General features: G+C 56.8%; 12 protein-coding genes. 6 read left to right on the top strand and 6 right to left on the bottom strand.

Going from position 1 to position 17,054, the window contains the following annotated elements; translation table 11 throughout:
• Positions 1-280: 280 nt before the first annotated feature.
• The 5 genes from GOV90_RS09475 to GOV90_RS09495 form a co-directional block, all read right to left on the bottom strand.
• Positions 281-580: a CcdB family protein gene (locus GOV90_RS09475; protein WP_171095553.1), complete on the bottom strand. Its 300-nt coding sequence runs from the start codon at positions 578-580 to the stop codon at positions 281-283.
• Positions 580-810 carry a type II toxin-antitoxin system CcdA family antitoxin gene (locus GOV90_RS09480; RefSeq protein WP_171095555.1) on the bottom strand — a complete coding sequence of 77 codons (231 nt, stop codon included), beginning with the start codon at positions 808-810 and terminating at the stop codon, positions 580-582. Before GOV90_RS09480 ends, GOV90_RS09475 begins: the two co-directional genes overlap by 1 nt.
• Positions 811-991: 181 nt before the next feature.
• Positions 992-3,010 carry an adenylate/guanylate cyclase domain-containing protein gene (locus tag GOV90_RS09485; RefSeq protein WP_171095557.1) on the bottom strand — a complete coding sequence of 673 codons (2,019 nt, stop codon included), beginning with the start codon at positions 3,008-3,010 and terminating at the stop codon, positions 992-994.
• Between the two features lie 335 nt (positions 3,011-3,345).
• Complete coding sequence (locus GOV90_RS09490; protein WP_171095559.1) at positions 3,346-5,928, bottom strand: hypothetical protein; 2,583 nt, start codon at positions 5,926-5,928, stop codon at positions 3,346-3,348.
• Positions 5,929-6,325: 397 nt separating this feature from the next.
• On the bottom strand, positions 6,326-7,300 hold the full coding sequence (locus tag GOV90_RS09495; protein WP_171095561.1) for a LysR family transcriptional regulator: 975 nt from the start codon (positions 7,298-7,300) through the stop codon (positions 6,326-6,328).
• Positions 7,301-7,475: 175 nt separating this feature from the next.
• Here GOV90_RS09495 and GOV90_RS09500 point away from each other — a divergent pair, with 175 nt between their 5' ends.
• The 5 genes from GOV90_RS09500 (at position 7,476) to uxuA (ending at position 12,573) form a co-directional block, all read left to right on the top strand.
• On the top strand, positions 7,476-8,441 hold the full coding sequence (locus GOV90_RS09500; protein ID WP_171095562.1) for an ABC transporter substrate-binding protein: 966 nt from the start codon (positions 7,476-7,478) through the stop codon (positions 8,439-8,441).
• A 70-nt stretch (positions 8,442-8,511) separates the two neighbouring features.
• The gene (locus tag GOV90_RS09505) at positions 8,512-9,540 is read left to right on the top strand and encodes a proline/glycine betaine ABC transporter permease (protein WP_171095564.1); all 1,029 of its coding nucleotides are present in this window, start codon (positions 8,512-8,514) and stop codon (positions 9,538-9,540) included.
• A gap of 12 nt (positions 9,541-9,552) precedes the next feature.
• Positions 9,553-10,602 (top strand): glycine betaine/L-proline ABC transporter ATP-binding protein, encoded by a 1,050-nt coding sequence (locus GOV90_RS09510; protein WP_171172839.1) that lies wholly within the window; start codon positions 9,553-9,555, stop codon positions 10,600-10,602.
• A 323-nt stretch (positions 10,603-10,925) separates the two neighbouring features.
• Positions 10,926-11,387 carry an FCD domain-containing protein gene (locus GOV90_RS09515; RefSeq protein WP_256367975.1) on the top strand — a complete coding sequence of 154 codons (462 nt, stop codon included), beginning with the start codon at positions 10,926-10,928 and terminating at the stop codon, positions 11,385-11,387.
• Between the two features lie 22 nt (positions 11,388-11,409).
• Positions 11,410-12,573: a mannonate dehydratase gene (gene uxuA / locus GOV90_RS09520; protein WP_171095568.1), complete on the top strand. Its 1,164-nt coding sequence runs from the start codon at positions 11,410-11,412 to the stop codon at positions 12,571-12,573.
• Positions 12,574-12,706: 133 nt separating this feature from the next.
• On the opposite strand, the gene GOV90_RS09525 is transcribed toward uxuA, so the two are convergent.
• Positions 12,707-15,142, bottom strand: coding sequence for an FAD-dependent oxidoreductase (locus GOV90_RS09525; RefSeq protein ID WP_171095570.1), 2,436 nt, complete (start codon positions 15,140-15,142; stop codon positions 12,707-12,709).
• Positions 15,143-15,332: 190 nt separating this feature from the next.
• Between GOV90_RS09525 and GOV90_RS09530 the strand changes: the two genes are divergently transcribed.
• Complete coding sequence (locus GOV90_RS09530; protein WP_171095572.1) at positions 15,333-16,886, top strand: trimethylamine methyltransferase family protein; 1,554 nt, start codon at positions 15,333-15,335, stop codon at positions 16,884-16,886.
• Positions 16,887-17,054: the final 168 nt, after the last annotated feature.

Consider the following 17,054-nt stretch of genomic DNA (forward strand, 5'->3'; position numbering starts at 1 on the left):
TACCCTGATCCGAGGCAACCAACTTGACGAACAACCCCAGCTGGTTCACATCGGCTGGGGGTTTTTTCGTTCGCGATTTGAAGCATGACCGATTTGGTCCGATGCAAGGTCTTGGCCAGAGTTTCGGTCCTGAAGCCCACTTGCTTTGCCGCGCCCTGCACCGGGCGGTATCGTGGTGTAAATTACAGTTTCTGGGGGCTGCGGGGGTCTATCCCCAGATTAAGTGCTTTCTCATTTCCTACGGCCCTAAAAATCATACCGCGATCGGAGCAAAATCGGACTAAAACCCTTGCATCAGCATGTCGACCGCGACGGTGATTTGCTCAAAATCGTCGTTCAGATTGCACACCTGCGACTTTAGTAGCCCAACGGGAACAGCCGCCATGAATTGGGTTACCATCACGACAGGCATACCTTCGATTTCAAAAACCGGATTTAACCGCGTCGCTGGTTTGGGCGCGATCGATTTGGGCAAGAGTGGCACCACAATGCGAGAATTCAAGTCGCTGAGTAGATCTGCTTGAATATCCAAAAGAAACCCATCCCCTGAAGGGTTCGGGAAAACATCGTATTTCGGCATCAGAATTGCCTGAAGCTTTCCAGAGGAAGGCCGTTCTGCTCAACATAAGAATTTGAGCTTCTCAGCGCAGCCGCGTTTTCTGATTTCCATAGTTCAGACTTTGCCGTGGCAACAGCAGCGCGCACGCCTTCCTCGGCTGCACGGGACAGGTTTACTTTCAGCGCTTTTGCCTCTGCAAGTAACGCACTATCAAGCGACAGATTTGTTGGCTTTCGCGTCCGCGCGTTCATCTTTGGGCCTCCGTATACGCGAAAATACTTCTATGAAGTATGCGTGTCAAACATGCGCATACAAAGGCAGGCTTTCCATGAGGGACCGTTGAGCCGGTTCGACTGCATTTGTCGGTTGCGTTGCATCGATGGCAATGGACCTTGCTTGTCCGACCAAACGTTTTTTGAGCAGTGCTCGCGGTTATGAAGCGCGAGCCTCATAGGCAGCTGCGCGCTTGATCATCACTTGTGATGCCATGTCGCCGCCGCGCAATGTGTCAGCAGTCTGAAATGCGGTGATGGCCTCTGGGAAACGACTGGCCCTAAAATGCGACAGCCCGGTCTCATAGGCATCAATCCAGTCGCGCGATCCTTTGAAACTGTCCGCCATAGCGATCAACTCATACACCACCAGCGCTTCAGAACGGCCTTGTATCTCAACTGTATCCAGCTCGCGTACGACAATGGCACTACCTGCTTCTTGCCGTGTTTCGGGGCCTATGATGATCGCACTGCCGTAGGTTTTGTTTGTCCCTTCAAGACGGCTGGCGACGTTCACCACGTCGCCGATTGCGGTGTAGTTCAGCCGCTGTTCGGAACCGATATTTCCAACCAGCGCTTCTCCGCTGTTTAACCCGATCCTGACATGCAGCGCGCTGTCGGATTGGCTCTGCAAACTCGAGGATTCGACCACATCCACCAGTTCGAGTGCTGCGCGGCAGGCATGTTCGGCATGGTCTGGATTTTGTCGCGGCGCACCCCAGAATGCCATAACCGCATCACCGATGAATTTGTCGATGGTTCCGTCGTGACGCTCGATGGTTGATGTCGCGGCACTGAAGAATGGCTCCATAAGTTCGACGATCTTGGGGCCATGCTTTTCGGTAAGACCTGTGAACCCCGATACATCGCAAAACAGAACCGATATTTGTTTGGTCTCGCCGCCGGGTTGGGTTTTGATACCTTCCGCCACCAGCATGCGGACCAGATCGGTTGGTACGTATTTGCGGAATGCCGACAGACCCGCGGCCATACTGGCTGTCGCGGCGGACAGGTTTTCAAGCTCTTTCAGCCGCGAGGGTCTGCGCGAAACCTGTTCGACATCAAAACGCTCGATTCGACTGAGGTCTTCGGCCACGCGGGACAGTGGGTTTGCAACGACCCGGCGGACAAACCAGATGGCCAAACCTATTGCCACGACGACGACGCCAAGCAGGATGTAAACCAGGTTTAGCAGGGTCTTGTCGATGCCCGACAGAAAGGCTGATTCCGGGATCACGGTGGCGACCCGCCAGCCATAGAACCCAAGCGGCGTCAACGCCACCGCATAGGGCACATCCTCAAAAACGATCCGTTTCGTCACCGGCCCGGGCGTTTTGTTTTCTGCATCGGCCATCAGCCTCTCACCCGAGATTTTGGCAACCTCATAGAGCTCCCCTTCGCCCATCCGTGCTGGTGTGATTTCGTCCGCCTCGGGGTCCGGGATGGCAATCACTTTGCCGTCTGCGTTGATGATAAAGGCCGCGCCGAACTCTCCGGGGCGCAGCGATCCCAGAAAGCGGGAAAGGCGGTCGGTATCAATTGCTACCGTCAACACGCCTTGCCGATGGCGGCGTACGTCGATGGGACCTGCAAAGGCATATAGGGTCTTGTCGCTTCCCGGCAGATCCCTGACCTCGATCCAATCCGGTGTATCGCGGTCGATGAAGTTGCGATACCAGGCGTGTTCGCGTGGGTCGAAATCTGTGTCGGTGAAGGTCCGCTCCTCGAACTGAATGTCGCCAGGGATAAAGATATAACGGTCGTTGCGAAGCATCCGGTTGCGAATGTTCTCATCGATTTCCATCATCTCCAGACCGCTGTCACCCAGGCGATGTGCGGCGAAGAAATTTCCGTCGGGCCAGCCGAAGGTGATCCACGAGATGTTGGGCTGCGCCTGTATTTGCGACAGGAACACAAACTCGCGCTTGTCTGCCTGGCGCGTCTGGATAACGTCTTGGATGAAAATCGTGCGGACGGCCGCCCAGGCTGCCTCGGCCGACCTGAGGGTCAGCCCAACTTCGATGCGTACGGTATTGGCGATCTGTCCGTTGATTTCAGCCGCCAGCATGCGGCTGTTTTCTCGCGCCGTTGTCCACCACAAAGAATGCACGACAAAGGTCGACACGCCGATCGACAGGGCAACAAGTATAGATACGGCGATCCCTACACTGACACGCATTCCAGCTCCACAACGACCCAAAATAGCAGACGGTTCAATCGGCTTTTCTGAAGGGTCGATTTGAGCTTAGTGGGTGCCCTGGCTTGTTTCCAGTCGGTTGAGTGGAATATGCCAACTTGTTTACTTGACGTTGAGCGCTCGTCTGCTTCGGACCTGCCAGACGCCGCGTTGCCGCCAGCTCAGCAATCAGAAATTTGGGCCAGTCGGGTCGGGGTCCTCTCTTTAGAAACGACCCCTGCACATTGGGCATCCGCTGACTGAAGGAAAATGAAGGATGCCGTTTCACAAATTAACACTCGACCGGCAAACCGGCCGAGTGCGTTTTGAGTTCTTCTTCAGGCTATGGACATTCCCAATGCTTCCAGCTGGTTCACCAGCGCGCTGTTCGCCTCGTCGATAGAGTTCCAGTCATCTGCGGTGAGGTTGCCGAGGTTCAGGTCCTCCGCCTGAACATCCCGGAGCGTCACGGTATGGCCTCCGTTTCCAACAACCTCGAACACCAGATCATCGCCAATTTCGCTTACCGTGACATCTGCTGCACCCAGAGAGTTGAAGTCCAGAACATCCTCACTGGGATCGAAACCGTTGATCTCTGTCTGAACACCCCAATTCCAGGTTAGCTCGGCCACATCGGCACCTGCACCGAATGTGACAGCGCCTGCTGTCTCGCCATTGTCGGTGTCCGTGGTTCCGTCATCTGTACCACCACCATTGTCTGTGCCAGAGGAGCCTCCGGTGAGATCGCCGGTTCTGGTCTGATGGCCATCTGTCGTGGCACCGGCGGGCGCTTCGGGTGTCAGCAACATGGTGCGATCAACCAGAGTTACATCGTCTTGGTCGAAGCCAAATGGCACCTCCAGGTTGTCCTCCATCACCTGATCGTGGTGAAACTCCACCATTCCGGGGATCAGGTCCGCCTTGGTGACCCCTGTCAGCGTGACGCTCTGCCCGCTTGGCAAAGAGGATATGACCAGACCTTCGCTCGTGTCCTCGACACTCAGTCGTTCGCGCGTGCCGAAATACAGAAAACTGATCTTCATGGTGGTCGGATCGAAACCGTCAATCACTTCGTGGACGCCATATTCGTGGCTACGCACATAGACCGTGTTAGCGTCACGTGGACCAACACCTTGTTCCCAACTGACAACACCCCCCATGTCTTGACGGAAGTGTTCGTTTACAACCACGCCGAAATCGTCGATGGTGACATCCTGATAGGTGACGCCCTGTACAATTTGCGCTGCGTCCGACCACGGGCTGTCGATCACAATCTCGCCCGACGGTGACTTGGTGACGATCATCCCATGCACCGAGGTTCCGCCAAAATCCAACTGATCCGTGCCGGGGCGGAACCCGGTAATGTCATCGGCGTTGCTATCGGCCCTGTACTTGATGCCACCCGTGTCTGTTGCTCCTGTCGAGGCAGGGGGGTTCGACCCATCAGAATCGTAACTCAGATCATAGCCTTCTCCCGCACCCGGGGTGACGACGATTTGACCCAACGCCGAGGAGACCTCGTTCAGAACCGCCTGATCCGGGATCGAAAAGTTGCTGATGTCCAGATCCGACAAACCAAATCCGGTGAAAATGATCTGTTTGGTCGTTTGGCCAACGGTCAATTCGATGCGGACGGTCTGACCCAGAGCATCTCCGCTTTCTTCAAATATGGCAAAGCTTTCGGCCGTTACGTCCTGGCCCAGCTCGATAACATCGCCCATCCCCGGCATAAAACCTTCAATCACCTGCGTGTCGGATGCCAAATCGAGCGTAACATGCATGTGTTGATGTTCATGGCCACCTTCACTTCCATGCCCGTCATGGCCGGGGTTTATGTCATCCGACCCCACCAGACCCAGCACTTCGGTTGCTGCGGTGCTGTCCAGAATGGTGAAGTTTGCAGGGCTCAAATCTGCAAGAGTTACGCCGCTCAACGTGGTGGATTGGTTGTTGGACGGGATGGCAAACACGACCGATCCGTTAACCTCGCTTACGTCCAATGCATCGGCACCCACCCACGAGATGAATATCGTATCCGTCGCCGGGTCGAAGTCCGGAATTGTGACATCCGTGCCCCACGCCCATGTTATGACCACATCCGCCGCGCTTTCGTCGGTATTTGCAGTGCCGTTCCCGGCGGGGTCGGTCGGCGCTGGTGGTTCGGAGGGAGGAGAGACATCTCCGCCGTCCGTTCCACCTCCGGTTTCTGTGGGCAAAATGCCATCGGTATAGGCCTGGATGGCCTCTTCAAGCGAAGGGGCGTCATAGCCGCCGAACTGGTCGATATAGCGCAGAATGGATGTGCCATATTCATCGACAGAGACATCCCCGCCTTGTAGCAGAGAAAGGGTTCCCCACGCGCCGCGTAAGTGCGCAGCTGCCATTATACCCGTCATGGTCAGTGTGACGGTCACTTCCTGGCCGTTGTCGATGTAAGTCCGCGTGGTCCCGATGTAGTCGTCTAGGCTCTCGCCCTGATAGCCCAAACCGGTTTCGATCACCTGAAGGTTATACCCGAACGCCTCTTGGATCGCGCGCTCCTGTGCGGCCTCTGTCATAAAGTCCTCAAGCGAGTTCACGCCGTTCTTGCCGGTCCAGTTTCCATCCCATGTATTCGAAGCTGCGCCGTTCCCGTAATAGACGTCGTCTGTGTAATACCCGAGGTCGATTAACAGCGCCTCACCGAACTGATACCCCACAAAACCCAGTGAGTTCATGGATCGGTAGGACATGGCATCCCATTCTTCGGCGGTCAGGTCCGACCAACTGGAGTAGCTTGGATAAAAGTCGGTGACTTCGCCCCCGGCCCATTGGTTCAATTGCCAGTCCTGAATGTTCCCGGAGTCATAGCGTTGGCGGTCCCAACCGGATTCAAACGCACGTAAATCATCGCGAAACCCTCCGTATGTTCCATTGCTCATTTTCAAAGACTCCCATCTTGTCTTTTTGGCCAAAGTGCTGCGGCTCAGTTCGCCCGGTGGTGTCGGGCCTAACTTGCGTAACAACTCAGATGTTCGGAAAACGTTAACAGAAAGTTAACGGCTGGTTTTGCGCGGATATGAGCCCAGATTGACGCGTGATGCGCGAAAAAACGCCATAGTTCAGTGGGTTAAATTATGTGTTGAGCAACCAACCGTTTCAGTTGTGCATGAGGACTTTTATCGATCTCTTGCCACGGCGCACCGTGAGTGACAATCAGGTTGGACCGGCACATAGATGGTTGCCCGGCCTAAAAATGAACCGACGCAAAAAGAGCGCCGCAGCAACGGCGTTAAAGAAACGCCCGTTCCTGCCAATTGCCGTTGTCAGATGGCCTAATCAGGTAATGAGCCGGAAGCTTTCGGCCAGCCACTTCTTGCTTTGGGTCTGGTGAGAAATCGCATGTTCGGTGATCAGGCTTCGCATCTTTCGATCCACCAGTTCCAGCAAGGATCGGGAACAATCCGGTGTCGCGACGATGGCCAAGGTGCGGGAAAAGCTTTTGCCCGGAAAGCGATGCAGCCGAAGTCTGTTCTGAAACCGTTGGGCGCGGGCAAACAGCAAAGGCGTCGTGATGGTCCATCCAGCCCCCGCCGCAACCATCGCCATCAAACTCTGATTGTTGCTGCATTCGAAGTTTGAGGCCGGGGTTAGGCCCAGACGGCGCATCTGCGACTCGATTTGCCGGGCAATAATCAGATTGCCTGAGAATCTGAGAAACGGCAGGGTGGTGCGGCCTTCGACGACATCAGTGAGGGGGTCGTCGCACCCACGCGGCAGAACGACAACAAACGGATCGCGCAGCAACGGTCGTTCCTGCAGGTCGCGCATACGTTCATTCGGAGAGGTTGTGATCCCCAGATCAAGATGCCGACCACGCAGCATATCGATGATCGTGTGACTTGAATCCGTTTGGTACACAAAATCGCAATTGGGCATATGCTGTGAAAGGAACACCGCCAACTCTGGCATGATGTCGCTGTCGAAATCCTCGATTGACCCGACCCGAAGCAGACTAGCCTCGGCGACACTTCCGGCAGAAGCCTCGGCTTTGGCTTTGCGAATGGCGTAAAGTGCCTCGTCAATATTGCGCAGAAATACCTGCCCTTTAGGTGTCAGAACCATGGGTCGGCGGGAATGGTTGAACAGTTCAACACCAAGGTGATCTTCGAGGTTGCGCAGGTGGTGCGAAACGGTGCTGATTGTCAGGCCCGTTTCCTTGGATGCAGCCTGTAGCGAACCTTTTCGCGCGCAGATTTGAAACAGTTCGAGCCATCTGAGGCTCAGATCTTTCGAAGCGGCGGATCGTGGCATTCCTATCTTTCTGTTTTACTTGGGCTTTGCTTCGCGCATATGTCACAAATTCGAAGTAATAATACTAAATTATCAAACCAATGCAGTAATTTTTTGGCCATCTTTTGATTCTGTGAAACGTTCAGAGGTCAACAAGAAACGCCCAAAGGCGTTCTTCAAAACAGTGGAGGAAAATATGAAAATGAAACTGCTGGCGGCCAGTGCTGCAATTGCTATGGGAACTGCCGGAGCGGCGCAGGCTGATTGCGGTGAAATCTCGATTACCGAGATGGACTGGGGTTCGGCGATTATTGTGACGCAGGTCAGCAAGTTCCTGCTAGAGCAAGGCTATGGTTGCACGGTGACTGTTGTGCCGTCGGCGACGACGCCTGCGCTGGCCTCGGTTGCGGAAACCGGCGAGCCGGACATTCTGACCGAGCTGTGGACCAATGGTGCCCCAGCTTATCCGGGTCTGATCGAAAGCGGTGCGATCATCGAACGCGCCAAGGTGCTGTCCGATGGCGGTGTCGAAGCGTGGTGGATTCCGACCTATCTGGCCGAAGAACATCCGGAACTGACCACGATGGAAGGCATCCTAGCTAATCCTGAACTGGTCGGTGGCCGGTTCCACAACTGCCCGGTGGGCTGGACCTGTCAACGGGTCAGCACCAACATGGCAAAGGCAGCCGGTTTTGCTGATGCAGGGATTGAGGACTTTATCCACGGATCGGGAGAGACTCTGGCAGCGTCCATTGCCTCGGCCTATGACTCGAAAGAACCTTGGTTTGGCTACTATTGGGCTCCAACCTCGATTCTAGGCCGCTACCCGATGGTGCAGGTCGATGTAGGCCCACATGTGGCAGAAGCGCATGAGTGCAACAGTCAGGAAGAATGTGCAGAACCGGTGCTTGGTGCGTTCCCCGCCAGTGACGTGACCACGGTTGTGACCAACACTTTCGCGGATTCGCACCCCGAAGAGACGGCGCTGATGGAGAATGTTCAATTCACCAATGACGTGATGAACGGTCTGCTTGCCTGGCAGGAAGAGAACAACGCGTCCGGAGAAGAGGCTGCGGTTTATTTTCTGACCAACTTCCAGGACACCTGGAGTGAGTGGCTGAATGACGACGCGCGCGCGAAACTGTCAGCGCTGCTGAAATAACAATAAAACACGGTAAGGATCTGGGCGCCTCATACAAGGGGGCGCCCGGGTGTTGTTGGAAGGGGACGATATGGCTTTTTATGACCGCATGTTCGATGCGTTGGGACTCCGTGACTGGTGCGAGTCTTCTGGCGGCGGGGCAAATCTTTCGATGGCCGATTTGCTGGCGCAGGCCAATGCTGAGAATGTCGACAATGGCCCAACTTTTCCCTTTCCCTCTCTTGATGCCTTGAACGAAGCCTGTCCTGCGATCCCACAATCGCGGGATTTTGTGTCTGCGGTTGAGGATGGCTTTCTTGCCATCAAGGACGGGTTGAAGCTGGTGCTGGACCCGTTGACGCAACCGCTGTCATGGATGCTGGAATGGGCGCTGCTGGCGGTGGATGCGGTGCCGTGGTGGATCATGCTGCCGGCGCTGTTTGTGCTGACCTGGTATGTTTCACGCTCGGCCATCGTAACCGGATTCGTGATCTTCGTATTTTGCTTTTTGGGCTTCATCGATCATCTTGAGCCGGCGATGCAGACACTGTCGATTGTGCTGGTCTGTACCGGGCTTTGTATTCTGCTGGGGGTGCCCATAGGCATCGCCATGGCCAAATCCGATAGCTTCCAGCGTATGATCCTGCCGGTTCTGGACCTGCTGCAAACGCTACCGACCTTTGTGTATCTCATCCCACTGATCTTCCTGTTCAGCGTTACCGAACCGAAACTCTACGGCATTGCGATCATTGTGTACGCCATCGTGCCTGTGATCCGCCTGACCGACTTGGGCATTCGTCTGGTCGACAAGGATGTGGTTGAGGCGGCGAATGCCTTCGGCATGTCGCCGCGTCAGAAACTGTGGGGGGTCGAGCTACCACTGGCCTTACCAAACATTATGGCGGGTGTGAACCAAACCATCATGATGAGCCTTGCGATGGTGGTGATCGCCTCGCTGGTCTCGGCGCCTGGTCTGGGCGTTTTGGTGTTGCGCGGCATCCGTAATCTTGAACTGGGCGTCGGCCTGATCGCTGGTCTCGGCATCGTGTTGCTGGCAATCGTGCTGGACCGGGTGTCCAAGGCGGCGCTGGCCCGTGTTGCAGCGGCACAGAAGCATTAAGGAGGGCGGGACATGAGTGTTGAACCTAAAATCTCGATCCGCAACCTTTACAAGATCTTCGGCGCGCATCCTGATCGCGCGATGGAACAGGTGCGCCAGGGTATGGGCAAGACCGACCTGCTGGAGAAGGAAGCCCACGTGCTGGGCCTGCAAGATATAAATGTCGACATGCAGGCCGGTGAGATCACAGTGATCATGGGTCTGTCAGGGTCGGGCAAATCGACCCTTATTCGACACCTGAACCGGCTGATCGAACCCACGGCCGGAGAGGTTTGGGTCAATGGGCAGAACGTATTGGACTATGACCCGTTGAAGCTGCGCGACATGCGGCTGAACACAATGTCGATGGTGTTTCAGAAGTTCGCGCTGCTGCCGCACAAGACGGTGGCGGAAAATGCGGGCATGGCGCTGGCCGTACGCGGCGATACCAAGGACGAGATCGTGGCGGCGGGCAAGAAGTGGCTCGCGCGCGTTGGCCTTGCGGGATACGAGGACCACTATCCGCACCAGCTGTCAGGCGGGATGCAGCAGCGCGTGGGGATCGCCCGGGCGCTGGCCTCGGATTCCGAGATCATGCTGATGGACGAGGCGTTCTCGGCGCTTGATCCACTGATCCGCACCGACATGCAGGACCTGTTGCTGGAGTTGCAGAAGGACCTGCACAAGACGATCATCTTCATCACCCACGATCTGGACGAGGCGTTGAAACTAGCCGATCACCTGGTGATCCTGAAGGATGGCTACGTGGTGCAACAGGGCGAGCCGCAGCACATCCTGTTGAACCCGAACGATCCTTACATTGAGGACTTCGTGAGCGACATCAACCGCGCCCGCGTGCTGCGCGTGCGCTCGGTGATGGACAAGGACGGAACCCACGAAGGTGAGTTTGACGGCGACGTGGATGTCAACGACAACCTCGAGCACCTGATCTCGATCTCGGGTGGCGACACCTACAAAACCTACCGCGTTATGAGCGGCGAAACACAGGTCGGCATTCTCAACATGAAAGACCTCGTCCGCGCCCTCGTTCCAGCACATGTCGAACAAAGAACCGTCATGTGAGGGGGCGGGACCATACGGCGAAAGACCGAGCTGCCCGGGCGCGGAACCATTGATTAGAACGCGTTGGGCCAATCGGCGTGGCGCGCCTGCGCCGTGATGAGCGCGCAGTTAATGTGTTCTTTGCAAACCGCATTCAGCCCAAATGGAATGCCACAGAAAACTATGGTCCGGGAAACCGGTTATGGACTGTCGTTCTTCGGCTGCATGGCTTGGGACAGAGCTGCTCTTGCGCCTTGTTTTGAAACTGCCCGATAGGCGTTCTGAAGCAGGGCGCGAAACTTGGGTTCGGCCGCCAGATCGGTGGGGAAAACCTGTTCGAGCTGTTGCAGGCACGGCAATTGTTGGAAAGCAGCATAGCCGGGTTCGCGGCCACCACGGTGACCAAAGCCGATATCCTGTCGCTGCGTGAAACGCTTGAGTTGGAGAAACGCTCGATCCAAGCCGGTGAAGACGACTATCGGGCGGATCGTCAGTTTCATTTGCAGATTGCCGAGGCCACGCAAAATTCGGTTCTGGTCAATCAGATCGATACGCTTTGGCATCTAAGGGCATCCAGTCCGATTTGGGACAGGCTGCATTCTCGCATTTTTGACATCGGGTATCGCAGTCAGTGGCTGGACGATCACGCAGCTGTTCTTGAATCCCTGCGTCGTCGCGATGCGGAAGGCGCGCGGCAAGCGATGTGGCAGCATCTTGAAAACGTTCGCTTGACACTTTTGGAACTATCGGATGTTGAAGACCCCGAGTTTGATGGGTTTCTGTACTCCAAATCGGTGTCAGGTTAAGCGCAGGGAACAGGGGGCAGTCATGCTGGAAAGTTGGCGTTGGTTCGGGCCGAAAGACCCTATTCCGCTGGCTTATATCCGTCAGACCGGCGCGCTGGGGATCGTCACTGATTTGCATGAGGTTCCCAACGGGCAAGAATGGCCGGACGCAGAGATCGCGGCCCGGCGCGAATTGATTGAGGCGGCCGGGCTGCGCTGGGTCGTGACCGAAAGCATTCCGGTTCACGAGGACATCAAGACTGGCGCGCCAGATTGGGAGCGTTACGCGGATATCTGGGCGGAAAACCTGCGGCGTCTGGCCCGTCAGGGCATCCGCAACATCTGCTACAACTTCATGCCAGTGCTGGACTGGACGCGCACCGATCTGAATTATGCTTTGCCGGATGGGTCTCTTGCGCTACGGTTCGATTTCGCTGCCTACGCTGCCTTTGACCTATTTGTTTTGCGGCGCGACAGAGCACAGGACAGTTATACAGCACAGGATCTGGCGGCGGCGGAAGACTGGTTTGCGGGGGCAGATCAGCCGATGATCGATCGGTTGTCACGCACGGTGATTGCCGGACTACCGGGGTCAGAGGAAAGCTATACGCTGGATACGTTCCGAACCCGACTTGCCGCCTATGACGATTGCGATCACGCGACACTCAGGCGGCAGCTCGCCGCGTTTCTGGAAATCGTTCTGCCAGTGGCGGAAGCCGAAGGGGCAAAGCTGTCGATCCACCCCGATGATCCGCCGATGGACCTTTTCGGCCTGCCGCGGATTGTCTCGACCCAGGCCGATCTCGAAGCCATTGCCGCAATCTCTTCATCTCCGGCGTCGGGATTTACCTTGTGCACCGGATCGCTGGGTGCACATTCCAAAAACGATTTGGTGGCCATTGCTCGTCAGCTCGGGCCCCGCATCCATTTTGCCCATCTGCGCGCAGTGAAACGGGAAGCCGATCCACGGAGTTTCCACGAGGATGCACACTTGGCCGGCGATCTCGACATGATCGGGGTTGCGCGCGAGCTCTTGCGTATTGAGCGTGTGACGGGCGTTGAAATCCCAATGCGCCCGGATCACGGGCATCGCATCCTTCACGATCAAGAACGAGACTCAGTTCCAGGTTATCCCGCAATCGGGAGGCTTCGCGGATTGGCCGAACTGCGCGGGGTCATGCACACGCTGGATACTGTTGGCATCTGACAGGGCTCTACTGCAAAGCTCTGAACGCGCATATTTGTTCTTACGATCCCAACGAAATTAAGTAGCCAGACAGTCTTTTCGAGTAATGCCCGTGCCTGCAAGAGTTAAAACTGGCACGGTGGTCATGGCGACCTCAACTGCGCATGAGGGTGTGGTCTGGATCGTAGGGGGAAGACGAGATGACCTCTGCTGTGACCAGATCCCCGTACAAATCCAATTGCATTGTGCTGCCAACAGCAGCCTGATCGGGGTTCACGAAGGCATAGGCCAGGTTCAAGCCAACCCGATGCCCCCAATCGCCCGAGGTGATGGTGCCGACAACGGTTTCACCTTGCATCAGTGAGGCGCCGCCGTGGGCCGGGGCGTGGGTCGCGTCGACTTTCAGGGTCACCAGCTTTTTGTTGGGGCCGCTGGCGTGACGTTTTTCCAGCGCCGTTTTGCCGATAAAATCGCCTTTACTCAACTTGACGAAGCGGTCCAGTGCTGTCTCGAACGGGTCAAACTCTGTTAGCAAGTCGGCTTTCCAATGCAAGAAACCTTTCTCCAACCGCATGGACTCCACCGCGCGGGCCCCGAACAGCTTCAGGTCGTGCGCCTCGCCCGCCGCACGCAGTGCCAGATAGGCGGCATAGAGCGAAGCGTTTGGTACGTGGATTTCATAGGCGAGCTCGCCTGAGAAGCTGACGCCCATGACAGTGGCCGGGGCAAACCCAATGAAGCACTCTCTGACTGATAGCCAGGGGAAAGCCTGTTTCGACCAATCACCGCGGGAACAAGCGGACAGGACATCGCGCGCCTTGGGACCGGCCAGAACAAGGATCGTCTGGTCGTTGGTCAGAGAGCGTATTTGAACGTCCTCTCCATCGCGCAGGTGCCGGGTCAGCCAATCCATGTCGTGGTACTCACTGGCTGCTGCCGAGCCGTACCAGACCCGCGCGGGGCCCCGGTCGCTGGCTGGGATGTTGGCCACGGTGGCCTCGCCCTTGATCATGCCGTGATGGTTCAGCAGATAGCCCAAACCGACCCGGCCCGCATGTTTGGTGACCGCGCCGCAGAACATGCGGTCTAGGAAAGCGTGGCGGTCCGTACCGGTTATTTCAAACCGGTTAAAGCCGTTGACCTCGCACAGGCCAACATTCTCCTGCACGTTCTTGATCTCAGCCGCGACTACGTCAAAGGCTTCGTCAAAGTTAAAGGTGAGGCTGGGGTGAAAGTCGGCCGCAGGTTTGATGTAGTCGACCCGCTCCCACCCGTTCACCACGGTGAACTCAGCCCCTTCAGCGGCCATGACTGGTGTTAGCGGCGTGGTCTTCGCCGGACGACCTGCGGGGCGGTGTTCATGGGGAAAGTGGAAGCGGAATTCGTTCTGGTAGTCCTCGATGGCTTTCAGTGAGGTCAGTTCGACATTCGCGTGTCCGGTAAAGCGGCGGGGGTCGAGGCACCAGGTGTCATAACACGCCTCGCCATGCACGATCTGTTGCGCCAGCAACCAGCCGTGGCCACCGCCTTCGCCCAACCCGGCGCGCAGACCGATGATACAGAAAGCGTTGCGCTTACCCGGAATCGGCCCGACCAACGGTGCGCCGTCGATTGTGTAGGTGATCGGGCCATTCACCACGGATCGGATGCCGGTTTCGCGCAAGGCGGGCATGCGTTCAAACGCGCCTTCCAGCACATCCATGACCCGGTCCAGATCATCGGGGCACAGCGCGTTGACAAAGTTCGGGTCAATCCCGTCCATGCCCCACGGTTTGCAATCCTGCTCGTAGAAGCCAACCAGCAGACCGCCCTTTTCCTGACGGCTGTAATAGTCGCTGATCGGGCAGCGCAACAGTGGCATCCGGTGGCCTGCCGCGGCGATGCCGGGGATGTCCTCGGTCAGGAAATATTGATGCTCCATAGACGCAACCGGGTGATGTACACCCATCATCGCGCCGACTTCGTTGACGCGGTAACCGCAGGCGTTGACCACGATGTCGCAATCAATATCGCCTTGTTCTGTATGCACGGTCCAGGTGTCGTCCTTGTGTTGCGTCAGCGCGGTGACCGGCGTGTTGCGATAGACCTCGGCCCCGGCCTTACGGGCGTGATAGGCCAGTGCTTGGCACAGCTGCGCCGGGTCAATATCGCCATCCAGCGGATCCCAGAGCCCGCCCAGCAGATTTGTAGTCGAGATCAGCGGATGGCGGCGGGCGCATTCCTCGGCATCGATCACCTCGAAGTCGACCCCCATGCCGCGCGCCATCGAGGCAAAGTGGCGGTAGCCCTGCATCTGCGCTTCGGTATTTGCCAGCCGGATACCGCCATCTGCGTGGTGGTAGTTGATCGGGTATTCTGGGTTTTCGGACAGCTCTTTATACAGGTTGATCGAATGCGTCTTCAGCCCGACCATCGTCTGGTTCATGCCAAAATTGGTCACTTGCGCGGCGGAATGCCAGGTCGTGCCACTTGTCAATTCGTTGCGTTCAACCAGAACAACATCGCTCCACCCCTCTTGGGTCAGGTGATAGAGCGTTGAACATCCGGCAATACCACCGCCAATGACGACAACCTTGGTGCGGGATTTCATGTGACACGAACCTCCGAAAAACAGTTTGCCGAGATAGGCCCGCAGATTAGAAGGCTTCGCAATATGTCGGATAATAATTCAAAGTAAATCGAACTCTAAGTTCGATTTTTTCGAGTTTTTGGCGAGGTCGTTGTAATTGCTTCGGTTAAGCTTCTTCTATCGCGGTCAAAATGCGGCCGAAGGAGCAAACATGGCAGGGCAGCGTGGAAAGAGAGGGGGCCGTCGCGAACGGCTAGCTGCGCGCGCAGCGAAACCGGCTGTTGATCCTTGCCCTCCGGGTCAGTTTGGCGGAGCCTACAAACCGCTCAGCGATGCGGATCTGCGGCGCATTAACGACACCTCTCTGGACCTGCTGGAACAGCTGGGCGTTGGTGAGGTGCCGAAACGCCTGCAAAAAGATCTTCTGGCGATTGGCGCTATCGACAATGGAAAAGGGCGTGTCCTGTTTCCGCCAAAGCTGGTGGAGGAGGCCATCGATCAGGCCGCAAAGACGTTCATACTGCATGGCCGGGATCCGGCCCGATCCATCGAGGTGGGTGGCAACAAGGTCTATTTTGGCACCGGTGGCGCGGCGGTGCAGACACTGGATTTGGACAGCGGTCTGTACCGGCCCTCGACATTGCAAGACCTGCACAACTTCACACGGCTGCAGGACACGCTGGCCAATGTCAGCTGGTACACCCGCTGTTGTGTTGCGACGGATGTGCCGGACAATTTCGATCTGGACGTCAATACAGCCTTCGCGCTGATCAAGAACACGACCAAACCCACGGCAACCTCGTTCACGCTGGCTGAATATGTCGCTCCGATTGTCGAGATGCTGGACATTGCAGCAGGTGGACCGGGCGAATTTGCCAAGCGTCCGTTCATGAAGGCGCATATCAGCCCGATGATCTCACCCATGCGCTATGGCGAGGATGCGGTGGATGTGGTCTATGAGTGCATTCGGCACAATATCCCGATTTCGTGCATCACCGCCGCGCAGGCGGGGGCGACCGCGCCCGCCACGCTGGCCGGGTTTCTGGCGCAATCACTGGCGGAAACACTGGCCAGCTTGCTTATGGTCCATGCGATCCAGCCCGGTTTTCCGATGGTCTTTTCCAACTGGCCGCTGGTGATTGATCTGCGCACCGGTGCGTTCTCGGGGGGCAGCGGTGAGACAGCCGTGCTCAATGCGGCCTCGGCGCAGCTGTCGAATTGGCTGGGTCTGCCGTCAGGTGTGGCCTGTTCGATGACCGATGCCAAGGCGATCGATGCGCAATATGGCATGGAGAAAGGTATTACCTCGATGGCGGCGGCCCTGGCCGGAGGAAACCTGATCTATGAAAGCTCGGGCATGACCGCATCCCTGCTGGGGGCTAGTTTTGAGGCGTTTGTGCTGGACGACGAAATGCACTCGAACACTTACCGTGCGCTGCGGGGGATCGAGGTGAGTGATGAAAACCTGGGCTTTGATGCGATCTGCGATGCGGTCCTGGGTGAGGGGCATTTTCTGGGTGGTCAACACACCTATGCGGCGATGGAGCGGGATTATTTCTATCCCACGCTTGCCGACCGTGATGAGCCGCGCACATGGGCGGAAAACGGGGCGCAGGATGCCTGGGCCCGCGCCCGAGCCCGGGCACAGGACATCCTGGCCGAACACAAGCCCCAATATCTGACGCCCGAGCAAGAGCGCGAAATTCGCGCGAGGTTCAATATACTCAGCCCGTCTTGGCCATTGCCAGATGGCCGGGACAGATGATCAGGCTTCGTATCTTTCGATCCATCAGCTCCAGCAAGGATCGGGATCAATCCAGCGTCGCCACGATGGACTAGGTGCGGGAAAAGCTATTGACCGGAAGGCGGAGCAGCCGAAGTCTGTTTCAAAACCGTTGGGCGTGATCAAACAGCAAAGGCGTCTTGATGGTCC

This window comes from Ruegeria sp. HKCCA5929 (assembly GCF_013034525.1).
Taxonomy (GTDB): Bacteria; Pseudomonadota; Alphaproteobacteria; order Rhodobacterales; family Rhodobacteraceae; genus Ruegeria.

Coding starts and splice junctions, on each gene's coding strand:
- GOV90_RS09475 (WP_171095553.1), bottom strand. CDS start 580: ATGCCGAAATACGATGTTTTCCCGAACCCTTCAGGGGATGGGTTTCTT.
- GOV90_RS09480 (WP_171095555.1), bottom strand. CDS start 810: ATGAACGCGCGGACGCGAAAGCCAACAAATCTGTCGCTTGATAGTGCG.
- GOV90_RS09485 (WP_171095557.1), bottom strand. CDS start 3,010: ATGCGTGTCAGTGTAGGGATCGCCGTATCTATACTTGTTGCCCTGTCG.
- GOV90_RS09490 (WP_171095559.1), bottom strand. CDS start 5,928: ATGAGCAATGGAACATACGGAGGGTTTCGCGATGATTTACGTGCGTTT.
- GOV90_RS09495 (WP_171095561.1), bottom strand. CDS start 7,300: ATGCCACGATCCGCCGCTTCGAAAGATCTGAGCCTCAGATGGCTCGAA.
- GOV90_RS09500 (WP_171095562.1), top strand. CDS start 7,476: ATGAAAATGAAACTGCTGGCGGCCAGTGCTGCAATTGCTATGGGAACT.
- GOV90_RS09505 (WP_171095564.1), top strand. CDS start 8,512: ATGGCTTTTTATGACCGCATGTTCGATGCGTTGGGACTCCGTGACTGG.
- GOV90_RS09510 (WP_171172839.1), top strand. CDS start 9,553: ATGAGTGTTGAACCTAAAATCTCGATCCGCAACCTTTACAAGATCTTC.
- uxuA (WP_171095568.1), top strand. CDS start 11,410: ATGCTGGAAAGTTGGCGTTGGTTCGGGCCGAAAGACCCTATTCCGCTG.
- GOV90_RS09525 (WP_171095570.1), bottom strand. CDS start 15,142: ATGAAATCCCGCACCAAGGTTGTCGTCATTGGCGGTGGTATTGCCGGA.
- GOV90_RS09530 (WP_171095572.1), top strand. CDS start 15,333: ATGGCAGGGCAGCGTGGAAAGAGAGGGGGCCGTCGCGAACGGCTAGCT.